Raw genomic sequence first — 16,343 nt, 5'->3', positions numbered from 1 at the left:
GGGCGTTCACGGGTGCGGGCCGCTGGTCAGGGGACGGCCCTCGCGCATCCAGCCGGCGGTGCCGCCCACCAGGTTGTGAACGTCGCGGCCCTGCGCGGCCAGGAACGACGCGGCCTGCGCGCTGCGGCCCCCGCTCAGGCACACGATCACGGCCGGGCCGCTGATCTCGGCGTGCCGGGCGCTCAGTTCACTCAGGGGCAGGTTCAGCGCGCCGGGAATGTGGCCCTGCACGTACTCGTCGGGTTCGCGCACGTCGATCAGCTGCGCGCCGCGCCGCAGGGCGGGTTCCAGTTCGGCGGTGTAGAGGTCCTGGTAGGTCAGTCCGTGGTCGGTCATTGGGGGTCTCCTGAACAGGGGCGGGGGGGGCGGGTTGGCGGGTGACTTCAGGTGCGGACGGGCAGTCCGGCGGCCCGCCACGCGCCGATCCCGCCGCGCAGGTTGCGGCTGTCGATCCCGGCGTCCGCGAGGAGGCGCGCCGCCTGGGCGCTGCGGTTGCCGCTGGCGCACTGGCACACCACGGTCTTCCCGGCGGGCAGGTTCGACAGGCGGCCCGGCAGTTGATCGAGCGGGATGTGCAGGCTGCCCGGGATGTGCGCGGCGCGGCGTTCCCCGGCCGAGCGGACGTCCAGCAGCACGGCGCCCTGCCTGATCAGGGCCTGCGCCTCGGCGGGTGAGACGGATTCCGGACCGGCCGCGCCGGACAGCAGTTTCCTGATGAACTTGAACATGGGTCACTCCGCCCGTGCGTCACGGGAAAGGCCGGGAAGGTCGGGATCAGGCCGGTTGCGGTTCGGTGGGTTGCGGTTCGGTGGGCTGCTGGGCGGCCCGCCAGGCCTCGTAGCCTCCGGCGAGTTCGGTGACGTTCAGGCCCTGGGTGCGCAGGAAGCTGGCGGCGGCGGCGCTGCGGGCTCCGCCCTGGCAGTGCACGACGATCTCGCGGTCGCGGGGCAGGCGGTCCAGGCTCCAGGGCAGGCGTCCGGCGTGCAGTTGCACGCTGCCGGGAATGGCGCCCGCCTCGTGCTCGGTTCTGCCGCGCACGTCCAGGATCAGCGCGCCGCTGTGCCGGGGCAGTTCGCTGGCCGAGAAGGGCCGGGCGTCGGTGGTGGGCAGGCCGTCCACGCTGCGGATGAAGCCCGTGACGGTGTCCAGTCCGACCATCCACAGGCGGCGGCGCAGGGTGTCGGCGTGCGCGGCGTCGCGGGCGGTCAGCAGGTAGGGTTGCCCGTCGCGCAGCAGCCATCCGGCCCAGGTTTCCAGGGTGTTCCCGTCGGGGATGTTCACGCTGCCGGTCGGGGCGGCCTGCTGGTACTCGGCGCGGGGGCGGGTGTCGATCAGGGTGGTGCCGGTCTCCAGGGCGGCGCGGGCGGCGGTGGCGTTCACTTCGGGCAGCGGGGCGGGCGTGCCGAGCAGGGCGGGTCCGGCGCGGTTCTGGGTTTTCATGCGGCCGTAGTACAGCGGCGCGTCGGGCTGCCCGGCGAGCAGTTCGGCGGTGAAGGCGGCCTCGTCGCCGCTCTGCACCAGCCGTCCCCACCAGCTCAGGGCGCGTTCGTAGCCGACGGTGGTGGTGGGCACGGCGCCCAGGGCCTTGCCGCAGGCGCTGCCGGAACCGTGGCCGGGCCAGACCTGCACGTAGTCGGGGAGGGTCAGGAAGGTGTCGCGCAGCGAGGCGAACATCTGGCGCGCACCGGCGAAGCGGGTGCCTTCGCCGCCGGCGGCCTCGTCGAGCAGGTCGGGGCGGCCCAGGTCGCCGACGAACACGAAGTCGCCGGTCAGGATCATGCTGGGCGCGTCGCCGCGCGGGGTGTCGGTGATCAGGAAGCTCATGTGTTCGGGGGTGTGGCCGGGGGTGTGCAGCGCCTGGACGCGCACGTTGCCGACCATGAAGGACGTGTGGTGGTGCAGGGGCGCGCGGTTGCCGTCGTCGTAGGTGTACTGCCAGTCGGGGCCGCCCTCGGCGGAGAGCAGGAGCTGCGCGCCGGTCGCGGCGGCCAGTTCGCGGCTGCCGGACAGGTAGTCGGCGTGGATGTGCGTCTCGGTGACGTGCGTGACGCGCAGTTTCTGGGCGGCGGCCTCGGTCAGGTAGGTCTGGACGTCGCGGATGGGGTCGACGACCAGGCACTCGCCGGTTTTCTGGCAGCCGATCATGTAGGAGGCCTGGGCGAGGTCGGTGTCGTAGAAGCGTTTGAAGAACATGGGGTCCCTCCTTGGGTACCCCGAAGGTAAACCCCTGGGGGGTATCCAGACAAGATGTCCGGGCCTGATATCGATATTCCTGATACAAGCAATCGCCAGAGGCGAATTCAGAGGTAGGCTGTGGGCATGCGCCTCTCGCCGGACCACCTGATCACCTTCAGCGTCGTCGCGCAGCTCGGGAGCGTCACCGACGCCGCGCGGCACCTCAACCTCAGCCAGTCGTCGGTCAGCGCGCAGCTGAAACTGCTGCAACGGCAGACCGGGCAGGCCCTCTACGACCGGCACTCGCACGGCGTGACCCTGACCGCCGCCGGACTGGAACTCCTGCCGCACGCGCAGGCCGTCGCCAGTCACGCCGCCCGCGCCGCCGAGACCGTCGCCCGGCTCGGCGGCGTGCCCGCCCGCACCGTCCGGCTGGGCCTCTCGCACGCCCTGGCCGGCGCGGCCGCCCGGCTCGCCCGCAGCGGCCTCGGCCCCGGCGCGCCGCAGCGGGCCGTGCGGGTCATCAGCGGCCTGTCCGCCAACCTGACCGAACAGGTCCGCGCCGGGCAACTCGACGCCGCCATCGTCGTCGATACCGGCCTGACCGTACCGGCCCCCCTGGAATCCCGCGTGATCGGCGAGGACACCCTGATCCTGTGCGTGCACCCCGGCCACCCGCTCGCCCCGCTCGGGTACGTCGCGCCGCACAGCCTCGAACGCGAGACGTTCCTGTGGCCCTCCCCCGGTTCCGGTGTGCGCCGCCACGCGCAGCGCCTGCTGGCCCTGGCGGGCGTGGTCCCGGACAGCGAACTGGAACTCGGCAGCCTGTTCGCCGTGCACGAGGCCCTCCTGGACGCCCAGGGCGTCGCGATTCTCACGCGCGGCTTCGTGCACCGGGCCGCGCAGAGCGGCGCGCTGCGCGCCCTGGGCCTGGAAGCGCCGCAGGTGTCGGTGCCGCTGCTGCTGATCACCCCGCCCGCCGGGACGCTCAGCCCGGAGCGGCGCGCCTTCCTGTCACGCCTGCCCGCCGCGCTGGCCCCCGACCCGCCCCCGGAAGGCGCCGCGCGGTAGCCCACAGGCACTTAAGGACACGCCGATAAGAGGTTTGTGCTAGTCCGCCCGTTAGCGTGAGGTATGTACCTCGAGCAACTGCTGGTCAGTGATGACGTCATGTACCGGGCCGCGCAGGCGATCACCGTCATTCACGCGCGCCGCAGCGAAGGCTCCTGGCTGCGGATCATCGGCCTTGACGGGAACCCCACCGAACTGCTCGCCATCCGCGGCGAGCGGCTGCTGCGGCCCAGTTCCAGTATCGGCCTGCACACCGAACTGGGGCACACGCAGCACCTGCACACCCGCTGCGCCTCCCCGCTGGGCGCGGACCCCACCAACCTTCAGATGCTGACCGACTCGGGCCGCGCGCACGAACTTCAGCACGGCGCGGAGACTCCGGTCAGCACCGCCACCTGGGGGCTGGCCGGGGCGCTCGACGACCTGCACCGCGCCCGGCAGCGCCCCACCCGCAAGCTGCGCCTGTGGCGCGCACCAGCCACGCCCACCGCGCACGAGGAACAGCAGAAGGTCGCCGCGTGGACCGCGCAACTACGCGCCGCCATGCAGGCACTGGAGTTCACGCAACTGCGCAGCGTCAGCCTCGGCTGGGACGACGTGACCGAGGACATGGGCGACATGCAGGCGTCCGCCTGACCACGCCGTGGTCCGCCCCCGCCATGGTCCGCCCCCGCCGTGAGCTGATACGGACTCCGGTCGAATAGGCTGAAAAGACCGTTCAATCGGAATCCATATGAATGTGCCGTGAGCTGACCGGGCAGTGGTCCGGCGGACGGGTGGTTCAGGCGGCGAGCCGGGCCTGCTGGAACCGGCGCTGCGCGAGGCCCAGCACCCAGGTGCGGGCGGGCAGGCCGGTGCGGGGCCAGCAGTGGCAGTGGTCGCGGATGTCCTGCATGGCGTACCCCACGGCGTCCTCGACGTTCGGGAGGGCGTGGCGCTGCGCCAGGGCGTACAGGGTGGGCAGCAGTGCGCTCAGGCAGGCGCGCAGGTCGCCCTGACCGCCAATCAGGCCGCGCAGGGCGTCTTCACAGGTCAGGGGGGACTGGGGGGAACTCACTCCCCCAGTCTGAACGCTGTGGGCCGCGTGAGATGTGCCAGACTTTCATGAAGTATGACGTTAAGTGATCAGATTCGGCCCGCGGGGTGGACTGGTGGCGGCCGTCCGTGTCGGCTGCGTGGGTGTCCGGGGTGGGTCCGGGTGGGTGGCGGGCCCCTTCATGCGCCCTTTACCTACCCCCCAGGGGTATTTGACAGGGTACCCCCGGGGGGTTTACCTTCGGAAGCCTGTGCGGCAACCCGCACCCGCCCCCCCCGCTTCCCCCCCTTCCCCGAGGTTCCACACACCCATGACTGACCTGCTCGACCTGCTGCGCTCCCCCTGGCCCTGGTACGTGGGCGGCCCCCTGATCGGCCTGACCGTGCCACTGCTGCTGTGGCTCGGCAACCGCTCCTTCGGGATCTCCTCGAACCTGCGCCACGCCTGCGCCATCCTGCTGCCCGACGCGGCCAAACCCGGCTTCTTCCGCTACGACTGGCGCGCCGAACGCTGGAACCTGACCTTCGCCGCCGGACTGATCCTGGGCGGCACGCTGGCCGGACTGCTGCTCGCCAATCCCGAACCCACCCGCCTCAGCGCGGCGGGCACCGCGTCCGTGCAGGCGCTGGGCGTTCAGGTGCAACCCGGCCTGCTCCCGGCCGCACTGACCGACCTGTCGAACCCGGGCGTGTGGTTGCTGCTGGGCCTGTCGGGCCTGCTGGTGGGCTTCGGCACCCGCTACGGGGGCGGCTGCACCAGCGGTCACGCCATCACCGGCCTCAGCACCCTGCAGGCCCCCAGCCTGATCGCCACCGTCTCGTTCTTCGCGGGCGGCATCCTCAGCGCGAACCTGCTGCTGCCCGTCCTGATGAGGGCCGTCCAGTGAGCGCCCCCACCAACGACCGGATTCCCGGCGTGCACGCCACACCCGGCAGCGGCGCGCGGGCCACCACCGGCCTGCCCGTGTACCTGCTGATGGGCCTGTACTTCGGCGTGGTCCTCGTGAAATCCGAGGCGGCCAGCTGGTACCGCATTCAGGAGATGTTCCGCTTCGAGGCGTTCCACATGTACGGCCTGATCGGCTCGGCCATCCTGACTGGCATGCTCACCACCTGGCTGCTGCGCCGCAGCGGCGCCCGCAGCCTGGACGGGCAGACCATCACGGTCGCGCCCAAGGAACGCGGCTGGGTGCGGTACGTGCTGGGCGGCGCGACCTTCGGCGTCGGCTGGGGCCTGGCCGGCGTGTGCCCGGGGCCGATCTTCACGCTGCTCGGCAGCGGCGCGGCCTCCATGCTGGTCGTCCTGGGCTTCGCGCTGCTCGGCACGTACCTGTACGGCGCCGTGCGCCACCGCCTCCCCCACTGACCGGACACACGGCGCAGAGACCCACACGGCGCAGAGACCCACACAGCGCAGAGACAGCGGCGCTGGGAGAACAGCGCAGAGAGAACGACACGGAGGCGACCCGGACTCATCCCTGGTCGCCTCCGCGCCACTGTACCGGGCCGTCACGCCGGGCGGCCCGCCCGGGGTCAGGAAATAGGTTCGATCTCGGACATGGACGTGGACGCCGACTCGATCCGCTGCTGGCGCAGGTCCCCCATCGTCCGGGAGTCCAGGGCGCCCTGCGCCAGCACGATCGTCTGGCACAGCAGCATCAGCGAGCCGCTCACGCTGCCGGTCAGGGCGCGGGTCCCGGCGGCGCTCAGGACCACGCCGCGCAGACCGTCGGTCAGGATCAGCACGCTCGGCCCGACCAGCAACCCCGCCTGATCCGGGGAACTCCAGGCGCGGGCGCGGCTGGCCATCAGTTCCTCACGCCACGCGTCGGTCGCCGTCTCGGGTGCCCCGTGAGCGGCGCCCAGCACCGGACCGCCGGCGGCGCCCAGCAGCAGTTCGTCGATCGCGCCGCGCACCTCGCTGCCCTCATCGCGCCGCAGGGCCGTGAACCGCGCCACGACGCCCTCCTGCGTCAGGTGCCCGGCCTGCCAGGCGCGCACGGCGCCGCTCAGGGTTTCAGGGGCCTGCGCGCCGACCTGCGTGCTTCCTTCCGGGCCTTGTCCGGTTTCGTTCTCGCTGCTCACACTTCACCTCTTCTGGGCCGCGCGGGAATCCTCCCTGGCGCGGCCCCACCACTATAGACCCTGCCCTCCCACCGCTCCCGGCGCCCACGGGAACGGCCCGGCCGTCCACTGGGGAAGGCCGGGCCGCGCGGGTGGGTCGGATCAGGCAGGCAGGTCGCGTTTGTTGGCGCGCATGCTGGCAATCACGGCCACCACGATGAAGCCCGCGCCGATCAGGCCGGTGATGACTTCCGGGATGTGCACGTCGCGGTTCATGCTGATCAGCATGATGATCGCCAGCGCGCCGATGCCGTAGTGCGCGCCGTGTTCCAGGAACCGGTAGGCTTCCAGGGTGCCTTTCTTGACCATCATGACGGTCAGCGAACGCACGAAGATCGCGCCGATGGTCAGACCGGCGGCGATCAGGACGATGTCGGTCGTCAGGGCGAACGCGCCGATCACGCCGTCGAGGCTGAAGCTGGCGTCCAGGATTTCCAGGTACATGAAGGCGCTGAAGCCCGCGGCACCGGCCTTGGCGGTCACGTTGTCCGCCTCGAACAGGTTACCGATGGCGTCCATGACGAGGTAGATCAGCAGGCCGATGAACCCGGCGCTCAGGGCCTGGAGTTTCTCCTCGGGCGCCACGAAGTACTGCGTGATGATCAGCAGCAGCGTGCCCACGATCACGGCCTGAACGGTGTCCAGCTTGCCGATGCGGGCCAGGACGCCCTCGGTCCGCTGGAGCCAGTGCTCTTCCTTGTCGGGGTCCATGAAGTACTTCAGGAACACCATCATCAGGAACGCGCCGCCGAAGGCGCTGATGGAAACGTGCGCCTTTTCCAGCTGCTCGGCGTAGAACTCGGGCTGACTGAAGGCCGCGCGGACGACCTCGATCATGCCCAGCCCGGAGGTCAGCGCCACGATCACGATCGGGAAGATGAAGCGCATGCCGAACACGGCGATCAGGATGCCCCAGGTGAGGAAGCGGCGCTGCCACTTCTCGCTCATGGTGCGCAGGACGCTGGCGTTCACGACCGCGTTGTCGAAGGACAGGCTGATCTCCAGGACGCCCAGCAGCACGGCGATCACGAGGGCGTTCAGCAGCGCGGTCAGGGTGCTGCCCCCGCGGACGTACCCGTCCCAGGCGGCCAGCACGAGGCAGACCACGGCGACGAGGGTGGCGAAACCGAAATACTGACGGAAGGTATTCATTCTCTGGGGACTCCTGGTGGCGGGCGCGTGCCCGCCGGGTGAGGTGTGAAGAGCGCCTGACCGGCGCGGAGCGAGGCGCGGATCAGGCGCGCAGGGCTGGATGGCGGCGCCCCTCGGGCGCGGTCCGTACCAGATCATGCCGCAACGCGGCTCGTACAGTACCGCGCTACGGCATGATGGATCACAGAGGGCTCAGGCGGACCCGGATTGAACGGATTACAGAGGCATTCAATCCGGGCGGAGGCGAGTAGGAAAGAAACGGGTTCCGGATGTGGAGCCGACAATCCGGTGGGGTTCCGGATTGCTGGCGAAACAGACGGCAGTCCGTATCAGACGTTCACGCCGTAGTTGCGGGCCATCGGGCCCAGGCCGCCGGCGAAGCCCTGTCCGACCGCGCGGAACTTCCATTCGCCGCCGTGGCGGTAGATCTCGCCGAAGATGACGGCCGTCTCGGTGCTGAAGTCCTCGCCGAGGTCGTAGCGGGTGAGTTCCTGGCCGGTGTCCTCGTTCAGGATGCGGATGAACGCGCCGCCCACCTGACCGAAGTTCTGGCGGCGGGCGTCGGCCTCGTCGATGGTGACGGTCACGGCGATCTTCTCGATCTCGGCCGGGACTTTCGTGAGGTCCACGCGGACGCTCTCGTCGTCACCGTCGCCGACGCCCGTGCGGTTGTCGCCGGTGTGTTCGACGCTGCCGTCGGCGCTGCGCAGCTGGTTGTAGAAGATGAAGTCGTGGTCGCCGCGCACGCGCCCGCCTGCGGTCAGCAGGAAGGCGCTGGCGTCCAGGTCGAAGGCCTGACCGTCAGTGCTGCGCGGGTCCCAGCCGAGGCCCACGAGAATGCGTTGCAGGTTGGCGTCCTGCTTGCTCAGGGAGATGTTGCCGCCTTTCTGGAGGGAGAGAGCCATGATGTACCGTCCTTTGCTTGGAGTGAAGGGATGCCGGGGAACGTGCCCACCGATTGGGCCGACTGATGAGGCTTACAGGTGGGGGCGCATGTCGGGCAGGTTGTCGGTGTACGTGCGCCCGCGCGAGGGGGTGCCGATGGCGGTCATGGTCCAGTCGGCGCCGCTGCGCTTCAGGCTGGCGAGGATCATGGCGGTGTGGTCGCCCTGCACGCTGAGGTTGAAACGCGCGATTTCCTTGTCGCCCTGGGTGTTCACGAGGCGGCAGTAGGCGTTCTCGACCTGGTTGAAGTTCTGGCCGGTGTAGTTGTTCACGCTGAAGATCACGGTCTGCACGGCGCCGGGCAGGCGGGTCAGGTCGACGGTGATGGTCTCGTCGTCGCCGTCACCGGCGCCCGTGCGGTTGTCGCCGCTGTGGCGGACGCTGCCGTCCTTGCTCTGCAACTGCCGGAACCACACCACGTCGATCAGTTGCCCGGACGCGTCGAACATCAGGGCGTTCGCGTCGAGGTCCACGTCGACGGTGCCGCCGCCGAACCCCAGGAAGCCCTTCTTCTTGATGGCGTCCCAGCCAAGGCCCATGCGGACGGTCTGGAGGCTGGGTCCGGCTTCCTTGGCGAGGCTGATCTGCTGGCCTTTTTGCAGTGAGATGGGCATGTCGGTACTCCTTGATGGGGGGGAATGCGGGAGAGGGGGCGGTCAGGGTGAATCTACCGGATGCGCCGCGTGTCCTGACGCGCAGATGCGCCCGGTCCGCGCAGAACGGGTCAGCGCAGGATGCCGGCGGTGCGGGCGGCGCGCTGCCAGCTGTCGAGTTCGTTCACCAGCAACTCGAACAGCTGCGGGTCGGGGGTGGTGATGGGCGCCGGGACGCTGAAGAAGTCGGCGTTGTCGACCGTGCGGCCGCGCAGGTCGTCGAGTTTCTCCAGGAAGTCGAAGTTCACGCCGCCCTGGTCGATGCCCATGAACTTCCAGAAGATCGGTTCGCGGGACGAGTCGGTCATCTGGCGGATCACGGCGTCGCGGTTGCTGCTGCCGCCGTCCGTGATGAACAGCACCAGCGTGGGCAGCGCGTGCCCGGCGGCCTGGGCGTCCTCGCGGACGAGTTGCATGACCGGGCTGTAGTGCGTGCCGGCCTCCAGTTTCACGTTCAGGCGGTCCACGAAGCCGCGCGCGTTGTCCAGTGAGAGGCTCCCGGCGCGGTGGGCCTTGATCCCGAACAGGTACACGTCCACCTGTCCGTCGTCGTCCAGGCGGGCGGCGAGGGCCAGGGCGCGTTCGGCGAGGTTCTGCACGGCGCCGCTGCGGTACTCGCGGCTCATGCTGCCGCTGATGTCCAGTACGAGGTTCACGCGGTACAGCGCCTCGCCCAGCCCGCGTTTTTCCAGGCTGACGTTCGCGGTCTTGATCAGGTTGACCAGGTGCGGCTGCGTGACCGCCGCTTTTTCCAGCAGCACCCGCTGACGCTCCTTGCGGAGGTTCACGGGCGCGGACGGTGCGGGCGGGGTCGGGCCGGAGGCCGGGGCGGGGCTGTCGGCGGCCACCTCGCCTCCGAAGTGCCGGACCAGGGCGTCCAGGCCACCGTCGAAGCCCTGCGCGACCGTCGCCAGCCTCCAGGCGCCGCCGTGCCGGTAGAAGCGCACCAGCATCACGGCCTTCTCGGCACGCAGGTGCGGTTTCACGTCGAAGCTCGCGCCGCCCACCGTGACGGCCAGGGTGGAGGCCGCTGCCACCGGTTGCGTGTCGTGCGTGGCGGCCAGCACGACCTCGGTGACACTGGCGGGCAGGGCGTTCAGGTTCAGCGTGAAGGCGGTGCGTTCCCCCTGCCCGGTCAGGCGCAGGGCACCCTCGGGGCTGGCGGGCTGGTTGTAGAAGACCATGTACCGGTCGTCGGCCAGCCGCCCGTCCTGAAGGCCGAAGGCGGTCACGTCGGTGCCGGGCAGCGTGCAGTGAACCCCCACGTCCAGCGCCGCCGGGTCCAGGTTCAGGTCCGCCAGGGGCACGCGCTGCCCCGCCTGGAGGGCCGTCACTTGCTGCCCGCCGACCACTGGAATCCGAAGCCGTAGTGCTCGTCGCAGTCCTTGTGGCCGGTGAAGTAGCGTTCTTCCTTGGTGATCTGGATCTCGCCTCCGTGATTCTCGATCTGCGCGATGGCGCAGAAGGTGCGGCGCATGTCCGGGTTGCTGAGGTTGACGCTGATCTCGTTCCCGCGCGGGTCTTTCATGGTGAGTCGGCCGCCCACGCGGGTGAAGTCGCTGGTGCCCTCGTAGATGAACGCGAAGATCAGGACCGTGTGAATCAGGTCCGGGCGGTGAATGGTGAGGTTCTCGCCGTCGCTGGCGGCGCCCGTGCGGTCGTCCTTGTCGAGCAGGATGAACGGCTCGAAACGGTCGGATCCGAAGCGGTTCCCGAGCGCCTGGATCACGCCGCGTTCGCCGTCGTTCATGACGTACATGCAGCCCAGGTCCAGGTCGGTGCGGCCGCGCAGGAACCCGCCGCCCTTGTTCCAGTTGAGGTTCACGCGGATGGGGTCGCTGCCGCCGCCCTTGCGCAGCGAGATCCGCGCCGTCTGACCGGGTTTCTCCAGCGTGATCTTCTGGAGGCTGACCGGCGCGGCAGACGGCGCGGCCGGTGTGGGGGCGGGCGCGGGTTCCGGGCGGGGCCGCTCGCGTTTGAAGTTCAGGCCGCCGGACGCGGAGGGCGTGGCCGTGGGGGTCGGCGTGGGAGGCGGGGCCGGTGCCGGTGCAGGAGCTGGGGTTGGTGCAGGGGCCGGTGCGGGCGGCCGGGCGGCGGGCGTGTCGGCCACCTGACCGCCGAAGTGCCGCACCAGGGCGTCCAGGCCGCCGTTGAAGCCCTGCCCGACTGCCCCGACGCGCCACACGTCCTTGTGGTACACGTCGAGGAGCATCACGGCCCGCTGCGCCTGAAAGTCACGCCCGGTCACGCGGTACGAGGCGACGGGCGCGCCGCCCAGGTGCACGGTCACCTCGGCGTGGTCGATCTGCCCGAACGACGCCGCGCCGTCCACCGTGGCGGCCAGACTCAGGCGACGCACGCCGGGCGGCAGGGCGCCCAGGTTGGCGGTGAAGGTCTTCTCGCCGCGCGCGCCGCCCTGCATGGCCAGCGCTCCCTCGGGCGAGCGGGGCTGGTTGTAGAAGATCATGTACCGGTCGTCGGTCAGGCGGCCCTGGTCGTCCAGGCCGAACAGGATCAGGTCGTACTCGGGGGCGGGACCGGTCACGCGGGCCGTGACGCTCAGGGTGGTTCCGGCGCCCAGGTCGGCGAGGCGGGCTTTCTGGCCCGTCTGGAAGGTCAGCATCGGCGGGTCTCCGGGGTCAAGGAAAGGAGGGCGGGCCAGCGGGTGCGGCCCTCCCTCCGGGGATGGTGTGGATGGCGAGGCGGGCAGGGGCCTGAACGGCGCGGGCATTCCACGCGCCGTTCAGGCGGCGGGATTCAGACGTTCACGCCGAAGTTGCGGGCCAGCGGCGCGAGGCCCCCGGCGTAGCCCTGACCGACCGCGCGGAACTTCCAGTCGGCGCCGTTGCGGTAGACCTCGCCGAAGATCATGGCGGTGTCGGTGCTGGCGTCCTCGGACAGGTCGTAGCGGGCGATCTCGGCGCCACCGGCCTTGTTCATGATGCGGATGTACGCCTTGCTGACCTGACCGAAGTTCTGGCCGCGCGTGTCGGCCTCGTGGATGGTGACGCACACGGCGATCCTGTCCACGTCGGCGGGCACGCCCGCGAGGTTCACCTCGACGGTCTCGTCGTCGCCGTCGCCCTGGCCGGTGGTGTTGTCACCGGCGTGCGTGACGCTGCCGTCGCTGCTGGTCTTGTTGTTGTAGAAGATGAAGTCGCTGTCGCTGCGGACCTTGCCGCTGGCGTTGAGCAGGAACACGCTGCCGTCCAGGTCGAACTGCTGCCCGTCGGTGACGCGGGGGTCCCAGCCCAGGCCGATGGTGATGGCGCTGAGGCCCGGGGCCTCCTTGGAGAGGGAAACGTTGCCGCCTTTGGAAAGGGATACTGCCATGCTGTCCTCCTGGATACGGCCCGCCGGTGCGGGCGCCGTGAGTGGAATGTGGGGGGGTGCGGCGGCGCGCCGAGTCCGGCGGCACCGTTTCCCCTTACGCGAGTCTGACGCGCCCGGTTCCCGTCCGGCACGCCGTCCGGCAGATCCTTAAGACAGGCTAAAGATCGGCCGGTCGGGCGTACAGGTCTTCCAGGCGCGCCGCGACGTTCTTCAGGTGGTCGCCCAGCCGCTCGGCGCTGCGCCACCACGCGGCGGCGGCCAGCGCGCCGGGACCGCCGGGCCGGGCGATCAGGTCGGTCATGGCGGCCCCGAAGCGGGCGTCCACGCGGGCGTCCAGTTCCCGGACCTGCGCGGCCAGCGTGGCGTCGCCGGGCAGGGTCGCGGCGCGCAGCGTGGCGGCCATCAGGGTCAGGTCGCCCAGGACCAGCGTGCCCTCGGGACCGGCGGCGCCGAGGTCGCGTGACAGGTGCCGGGCGTAATCCCCGGCGCGTTCCAGGTCCGGGGTGCTCTGCAGGATCAGCACGGTCAGACGCAGGTCGCGCGCCACCGGGGATTGCAGGGCCAGCAGGCGCAGCACGCCCTGCACGGCCTCCCGCTCGGCCGCGTCGATCTGCCGGTCCAGGGCCTGCACGTCGGCCTGCACCTGCGCCGGGTCGCGGTGCGGGTCGCCCATCAGGCGCAGCTGCGACACGAGGTTGTCCTGCATGGTCAGGAACTGACCGCGGACCGTGCTCAGCTGCTCGTCCAGGCGGGCGGTCATGGGCTCAGCCGAAGCGCCCGGTGACGTACGCCTCGGTGCGTTCGTCGCGGGGGCTGGTGAACACCTGATCGGTCACGCCGTGCTCGACGAGGTCGCCGTTCAGGAAGAAGCTGGTGGTGTCGCTCACGCGGGCCGCCTGGTGCATGTTGTGCGTGACGATCACGATGGTCGTGACCTTCTTCAGGTCGCTCATCAGGTCCTCGATCTTGGAGGTGCTGGCCGGGTCGAGGGCGCTGGTGGGTTCGTCCATCAGCAGGATCTCGGGTTCGACGGCCAGCGCGCGCGCGATGCACAGGCGCTGCTGCTGCCCGCCGCTCAGGCCGGTCGCGGGGGTCTTGAGGCGGTCCTTGACTTCCTCCCAGAGGGCCGCGCCGCGCAGGGAGCGTTCGGCGATTTCCATCAGGCGTTTCTGGTCGCGGATTCCGGCGAGTTTCAGGCCGGACACGACGTTGTCGAACACGCTCATGGTCGGGAAGGGGTTGGGTTTCTGGAAGACCATGCCCACGCGGCGGCGCATGTTCACGGGGTCCACGCCGGGGCCGTACACGTCCTGCCCGTCAAGGGTGATGGTGCCCTCGACGCGCGCGCCGGGCGTGAGGTCGTGCATGCGGTTGATGGCGCGCAGGAAGGTGGTCTTCCCGCAGCCGCTGGGGCCGATCAGGGCGTTCACGGTGCCGCGCTGCACGTCGAGGTTCACGCCCCGGACGGCCTGCTTGTCTCCGTAGTAGATGTTGACGTTCTTCGCGCTGAGGATGGGGGTCATGTGGCTCCTGAAAGTGCCGCGCCGGGCGGCAGGAAGGTGAGGTTTGGGGAGACGGGAGGTGAGGGGGCCGTTACTTGCGGCGGCTGGCGCGGCGGGCGAGCAGGCTGGTCAGGAAGATCAGGGTGATCAGCAGCAACGCCCCGGCCTTGGCAAGGCGCTGGTTCTCGTCGTAGGCGCTGGTGGCGCCCCGGTAGATTTCGAGCGGCAGGGCGCTCATGGGTTTGCTGGGGTCGAGGTTGATGCCGCTGTTCCCGAAGGCGGTGAACAGCAGCGGCGCGGCTTCACCGGCCACGCGGGCCAGGGCCAGCATCACGCCGGTCACGATGCCCCCGGCGGCGGCGGGCAGCACGATGCGCAGCGTGACCAGCCACTTGGGCAGGCCCAGCGCCAGTCCGGCCTCGCGGACGGTCAGCGGCACCAGTTTCAGGACTTCCTCGGTGGTGCGCACCACGATGGGAATCATCAGGAAGCCCAGCGCCAGCGCCCCGGCGAACCCGGAGAAACCGAACTGAAGCACGATCAGGCCGTAGGCGACCAGGCCCATCACGATCGCGGGAATGCCGGCCAGCACGTCGCTGATCATGCGGACGGTCGGCATCAGCGGGTGGCGGGGGTACTCGGACAGGAAGATCCCGCCGGACACGCCCACGAGCACGCCGATCACGCTCGCCAGGGCCAGCATCTCGATGCTGCCCAGGATGGCGTTGGCGAGGCCGCCGCCCGTCTCACCCTCGGGCGCGGGAACTTTCGTGAAGAAGTCCAGGTTGATCGCGCCGACGCCCTCTTTGATCAGGTAGAAGAAGATCAGGATCAGGGGCGCCACGACCAGCAGGGTCGCGAGCAGGATCAGGCCGCCCATCACGGTGTTCTGGATGCGGCGCGCGGGACTCAGGGTGCGTCCGGCGGGGGCGGCCACGCGGGTGGGTGCGGAGGTCACTGGATCCCCTTGGGCGTCAGGCGCGCGATGATCAGGCGCGCGACGTAGTTAACGACGACACTCAGGAAGAACAGCGTCAGGCCCAGCGTCACGACCGACGAGCGGTGCAGGGTTTCCTGCGCGTCACCGAACTGGTTGGCGATCACGGACGCCATGGTGCTGGCCCCGCCGAACAGGCTCTTGATGATGTCCTGGCTGTCCCCGATGACCATGGCGACGGCCAGCGTCTCGCCGAGCGCGCGGCCCAGCGCGAGGATCACGCCGCCCATGATGCCCGCGCGGGCGTACGGCAGGATGGCGCGCGAGATGACTTCCCACTTGGTGGCGCCCAGCGCGTACATCGCCTCGCGCTGCTCCTGCGGCACCAGCCGGATCACGTCACGCGCGACCGACGCGGTGTACGGCAGGATCATGACGGTCAGGATGATGATCGCCAGCGCCAGCCCGCGCCCGTCGAAGGAACTGGGGACGAAGAAGCACTGCAGGTTCGTGGAACCGCTGTCCCACAGGTTCTTGCAGGAGGTGTACAGCGCGATCTTGTCCGGCGACTGGAAGAACCCCTGCTCCCAGCGGCTCAGGATGGGCGCGATCACGAACAGCGCCCACAGGCCGTACACGACGCTGGGCACGGCGGCCAGCAGTTCGATCAGGTACCCGACCGGGTTCGCCAGCCACTTCGGGGCGTACTCGGCCACGAACAGCGCGCTGGCAATCGCCAGGGGCACGCTGATCGCCAGGGCCACCAGACTGGTGACCAGGGTGCCCGTGATCATGGCGACCGCGCCGTACGTGCCGGTGACCGGGTTCCAGGTGCGCTGCGTGAAGAAGTCCAGCCCGAACCGTTTCAGGGCCGGGAGGGACTCGGTGCCCAGCTGGTACACGCTGAGCAGGAAGATCAACACGATGATGGACGCCAGGGCCAGGATCAGGATCTCGAACAGCCGGTCGCTCCGGCTGGACAGGGACGCCTGGGCGGGCGGGCGGGCAGGTGACTGTGTAGGTTCGCTCATGGTTTCATGACCCCTCCGGGGCGATTTGACATCAGTTCACACGGGTCATGTCAGGCCCACGTCATATGAGCTGACACGGGGCAGACACTTCCCCCCGCTTCCCCCACGGGGGGCGTGAATTCGGGCGGCCCCGCATCACGCAGGGCCGCCCGACCAGTGAACACCGGATCAGGGGTTCAGAATTTCTTGCCGTTGTAGGTCATGCTGGCGATGATGCTCTTGGCTTTCGCGGCCGCGTTACTCGGCAGCGGCGCGTAATCCAGTCCCTCGTTGTACTTCTGACCGTCCGTCACCATCCACGTCAGCAGTTTCTTCAGCGTCCCCGCCTGACCTGCGCTCCGACCACCGTAGTTCTGCTCCTGGTAGAAGATCACGTACGTGAAGC

At 69.8% G+C, this 16,343-nt stretch carries 19 protein-coding genes and 1 pseudogene; 4 read left to right on the top strand and 16 right to left on the bottom strand.

What is annotated here, in order from left to right; genetic code table 11:
- Positions 1-6 precede the first annotated feature (6 nt).
- From IEY70_RS16845 to IEY70_RS16835, 3 genes are read right to left on the bottom strand one after another with little or no spacing between them, the layout of a single operon-like run.
- The gene (locus IEY70_RS16845; RefSeq protein WP_189066194.1) at positions 7-336 is read right to left on the bottom strand and encodes a rhodanese-like domain-containing protein; all 330 of its coding nucleotides are present in this window, start codon (positions 334-336) and stop codon (positions 7-9) included.
- A gap of 47 nt (positions 337-383) precedes the next feature.
- Positions 384-728: a rhodanese-like domain-containing protein gene (locus tag IEY70_RS16840; RefSeq protein WP_189066193.1), complete on the bottom strand. Its 345-nt coding sequence runs from the start codon at positions 726-728 to the stop codon at positions 384-386.
- Positions 729-774: 46 nt separating this feature from the next.
- Positions 775-2,193, bottom strand: a complete 1,419-nt coding sequence (locus IEY70_RS16835) for an MBL fold metallo-hydrolase (protein ID WP_189066192.1) — start codon at positions 2,191-2,193, stop codon at positions 775-777.
- Positions 2,194-2,319: 126 nt separating this feature from the next.
- On the opposite strand from IEY70_RS16835, the gene IEY70_RS16830 reads away from it, so the two are divergent.
- Together IEY70_RS16830 and IEY70_RS16825 are read left to right on the top strand one after the other, a co-directional pair.
- Positions 2,320-3,246, top strand: coding sequence for a LysR family transcriptional regulator (locus tag IEY70_RS16830; RefSeq protein ID WP_189066191.1), 927 nt, complete (start codon positions 2,320-2,322; stop codon positions 3,244-3,246).
- A gap of 63 nt (positions 3,247-3,309) precedes the next feature.
- The gene (locus IEY70_RS16825) at positions 3,310-3,882 is read left to right on the top strand and encodes a hypothetical protein (protein ID WP_189066190.1); all 573 of its coding nucleotides are present in this window, start codon (positions 3,310-3,312) and stop codon (positions 3,880-3,882) included.
- A gap of 145 nt (positions 3,883-4,027) precedes the next feature.
- On the opposite strand, the gene IEY70_RS16820 is transcribed toward IEY70_RS16825, so the two are convergent.
- A complete protein-coding gene (locus IEY70_RS16820) occupies positions 4,028-4,303 on the bottom strand; it encodes a hypothetical protein (RefSeq protein ID WP_189066189.1) in 276 nt (91 codons plus the stop codon).
- 289 nt (positions 4,304-4,592) lie between these two features.
- Here IEY70_RS16820 and IEY70_RS16815 point away from each other — a divergent pair, with 289 nt between their 5' ends.
- On the top strand, positions 4,593-5,168 hold the full coding sequence (locus tag IEY70_RS16815) for a YeeE/YedE family protein (protein WP_189066188.1): 576 nt from the start codon (positions 4,593-4,595) through the stop codon (positions 5,166-5,168).
- Positions 5,165-5,647: a DUF6691 family protein gene (locus IEY70_RS16810; protein ID WP_229778008.1), complete on the top strand. Its 483-nt coding sequence runs from the start codon at positions 5,165-5,167 to the stop codon at positions 5,645-5,647. The genes IEY70_RS16815 and IEY70_RS16810 overlap by 4 nt, the downstream gene beginning before the upstream one ends.
- A gap of 167 nt (positions 5,648-5,814) precedes the next feature.
- On the opposite strand, the gene IEY70_RS16805 is transcribed toward IEY70_RS16810, so the two are convergent.
- The 12 genes and pseudogenes from IEY70_RS16805 to IEY70_RS16750 all read right to left on the bottom strand — a co-directional run.
- Positions 5,815-6,366, bottom strand: a complete 552-nt coding sequence (locus tag IEY70_RS16805) for a hypothetical protein (RefSeq protein ID WP_229778007.1) — start codon at positions 6,364-6,366, stop codon at positions 5,815-5,817.
- A 141-nt stretch (positions 6,367-6,507) separates the two neighbouring features.
- Entirely contained in the window at positions 6,508-7,557 is a 1,050-nt protein-coding gene (locus IEY70_RS16800; protein WP_189066187.1) for a DUF475 domain-containing protein, read from the bottom strand.
- Positions 7,558-7,886: 329 nt separating this feature from the next.
- On the bottom strand, positions 7,887-8,462 hold the full coding sequence (locus IEY70_RS16795) for a TerD family protein (RefSeq protein ID WP_189066186.1): 576 nt from the start codon (positions 8,460-8,462) through the stop codon (positions 7,887-7,889).
- Between the two features lie 72 nt (positions 8,463-8,534).
- Positions 8,535-9,116 carry a TerD family protein gene (locus IEY70_RS16790; RefSeq protein ID WP_189066185.1) on the bottom strand — a complete coding sequence of 194 codons (582 nt, stop codon included), beginning with the start codon at positions 9,114-9,116 and terminating at the stop codon, positions 8,535-8,537.
- Positions 9,117-9,226: 110 nt separating this feature from the next.
- A complete protein-coding gene (locus IEY70_RS16785; protein WP_189066184.1) occupies positions 9,227-10,489 on the bottom strand; it encodes a VWA domain-containing protein in 1,263 nt (420 codons plus the stop codon).
- The gene (locus IEY70_RS21335) at positions 10,486-11,778 is read right to left on the bottom strand and encodes a TerD family protein (protein ID WP_189066183.1); all 1,293 of its coding nucleotides are present in this window, start codon (positions 11,776-11,778) and stop codon (positions 10,486-10,488) included. Before IEY70_RS21335 ends, IEY70_RS16785 begins: the two co-directional genes overlap by 4 nt.
- Positions 11,779-11,912: 134 nt before the next feature.
- Positions 11,913-12,488 (bottom strand): TerD family protein, encoded by a 576-nt coding sequence (locus tag IEY70_RS16775; protein WP_189066182.1) that lies wholly within the window; start codon positions 12,486-12,488, stop codon positions 11,913-11,915.
- A 157-nt stretch (positions 12,489-12,645) separates the two neighbouring features.
- Complete coding sequence (locus tag IEY70_RS16770; RefSeq protein ID WP_189066181.1) at positions 12,646-13,248, bottom strand: PhoU domain-containing protein; 603 nt, start codon at positions 13,246-13,248, stop codon at positions 12,646-12,648.
- 4 nt (positions 13,249-13,252) lie between these two features.
- Complete coding sequence (pstB, locus tag IEY70_RS16765; RefSeq protein WP_189066180.1) at positions 13,253-14,011, bottom strand: phosphate ABC transporter ATP-binding protein PstB; 759 nt, start codon at positions 14,009-14,011, stop codon at positions 13,253-13,255.
- Positions 14,012-14,081: 70 nt separating this feature from the next.
- Entirely contained in the window at positions 14,082-14,870 is a 789-nt protein-coding gene (gene pstA, locus IEY70_RS16760; protein WP_189066213.1) for a phosphate ABC transporter permease PstA, read from the bottom strand.
- A 74-nt stretch (positions 14,871-14,944) separates the two neighbouring features.
- A complete protein-coding gene (gene pstC, locus IEY70_RS16755; protein ID WP_189066179.1) occupies positions 14,945-15,958 on the bottom strand; it encodes a phosphate ABC transporter permease subunit PstC in 1,014 nt (337 codons plus the stop codon).
- A 176-nt stretch (positions 15,959-16,134) separates the two neighbouring features.
- Positions 16,135-16,343: pseudogene (locus tag IEY70_RS16750) on the bottom strand (phosphate ABC transporter substrate-binding protein PstS); the annotation flags it as partial.

This window comes from Deinococcus seoulensis (assembly GCF_014648115.1).
Classification (GTDB): domain Bacteria; phylum Deinococcota; class Deinococci; order Deinococcales; family Deinococcaceae; genus Deinococcus; species Deinococcus seoulensis.
This window is presented reverse-complemented; position numbering and strand designations above follow the sequence as displayed.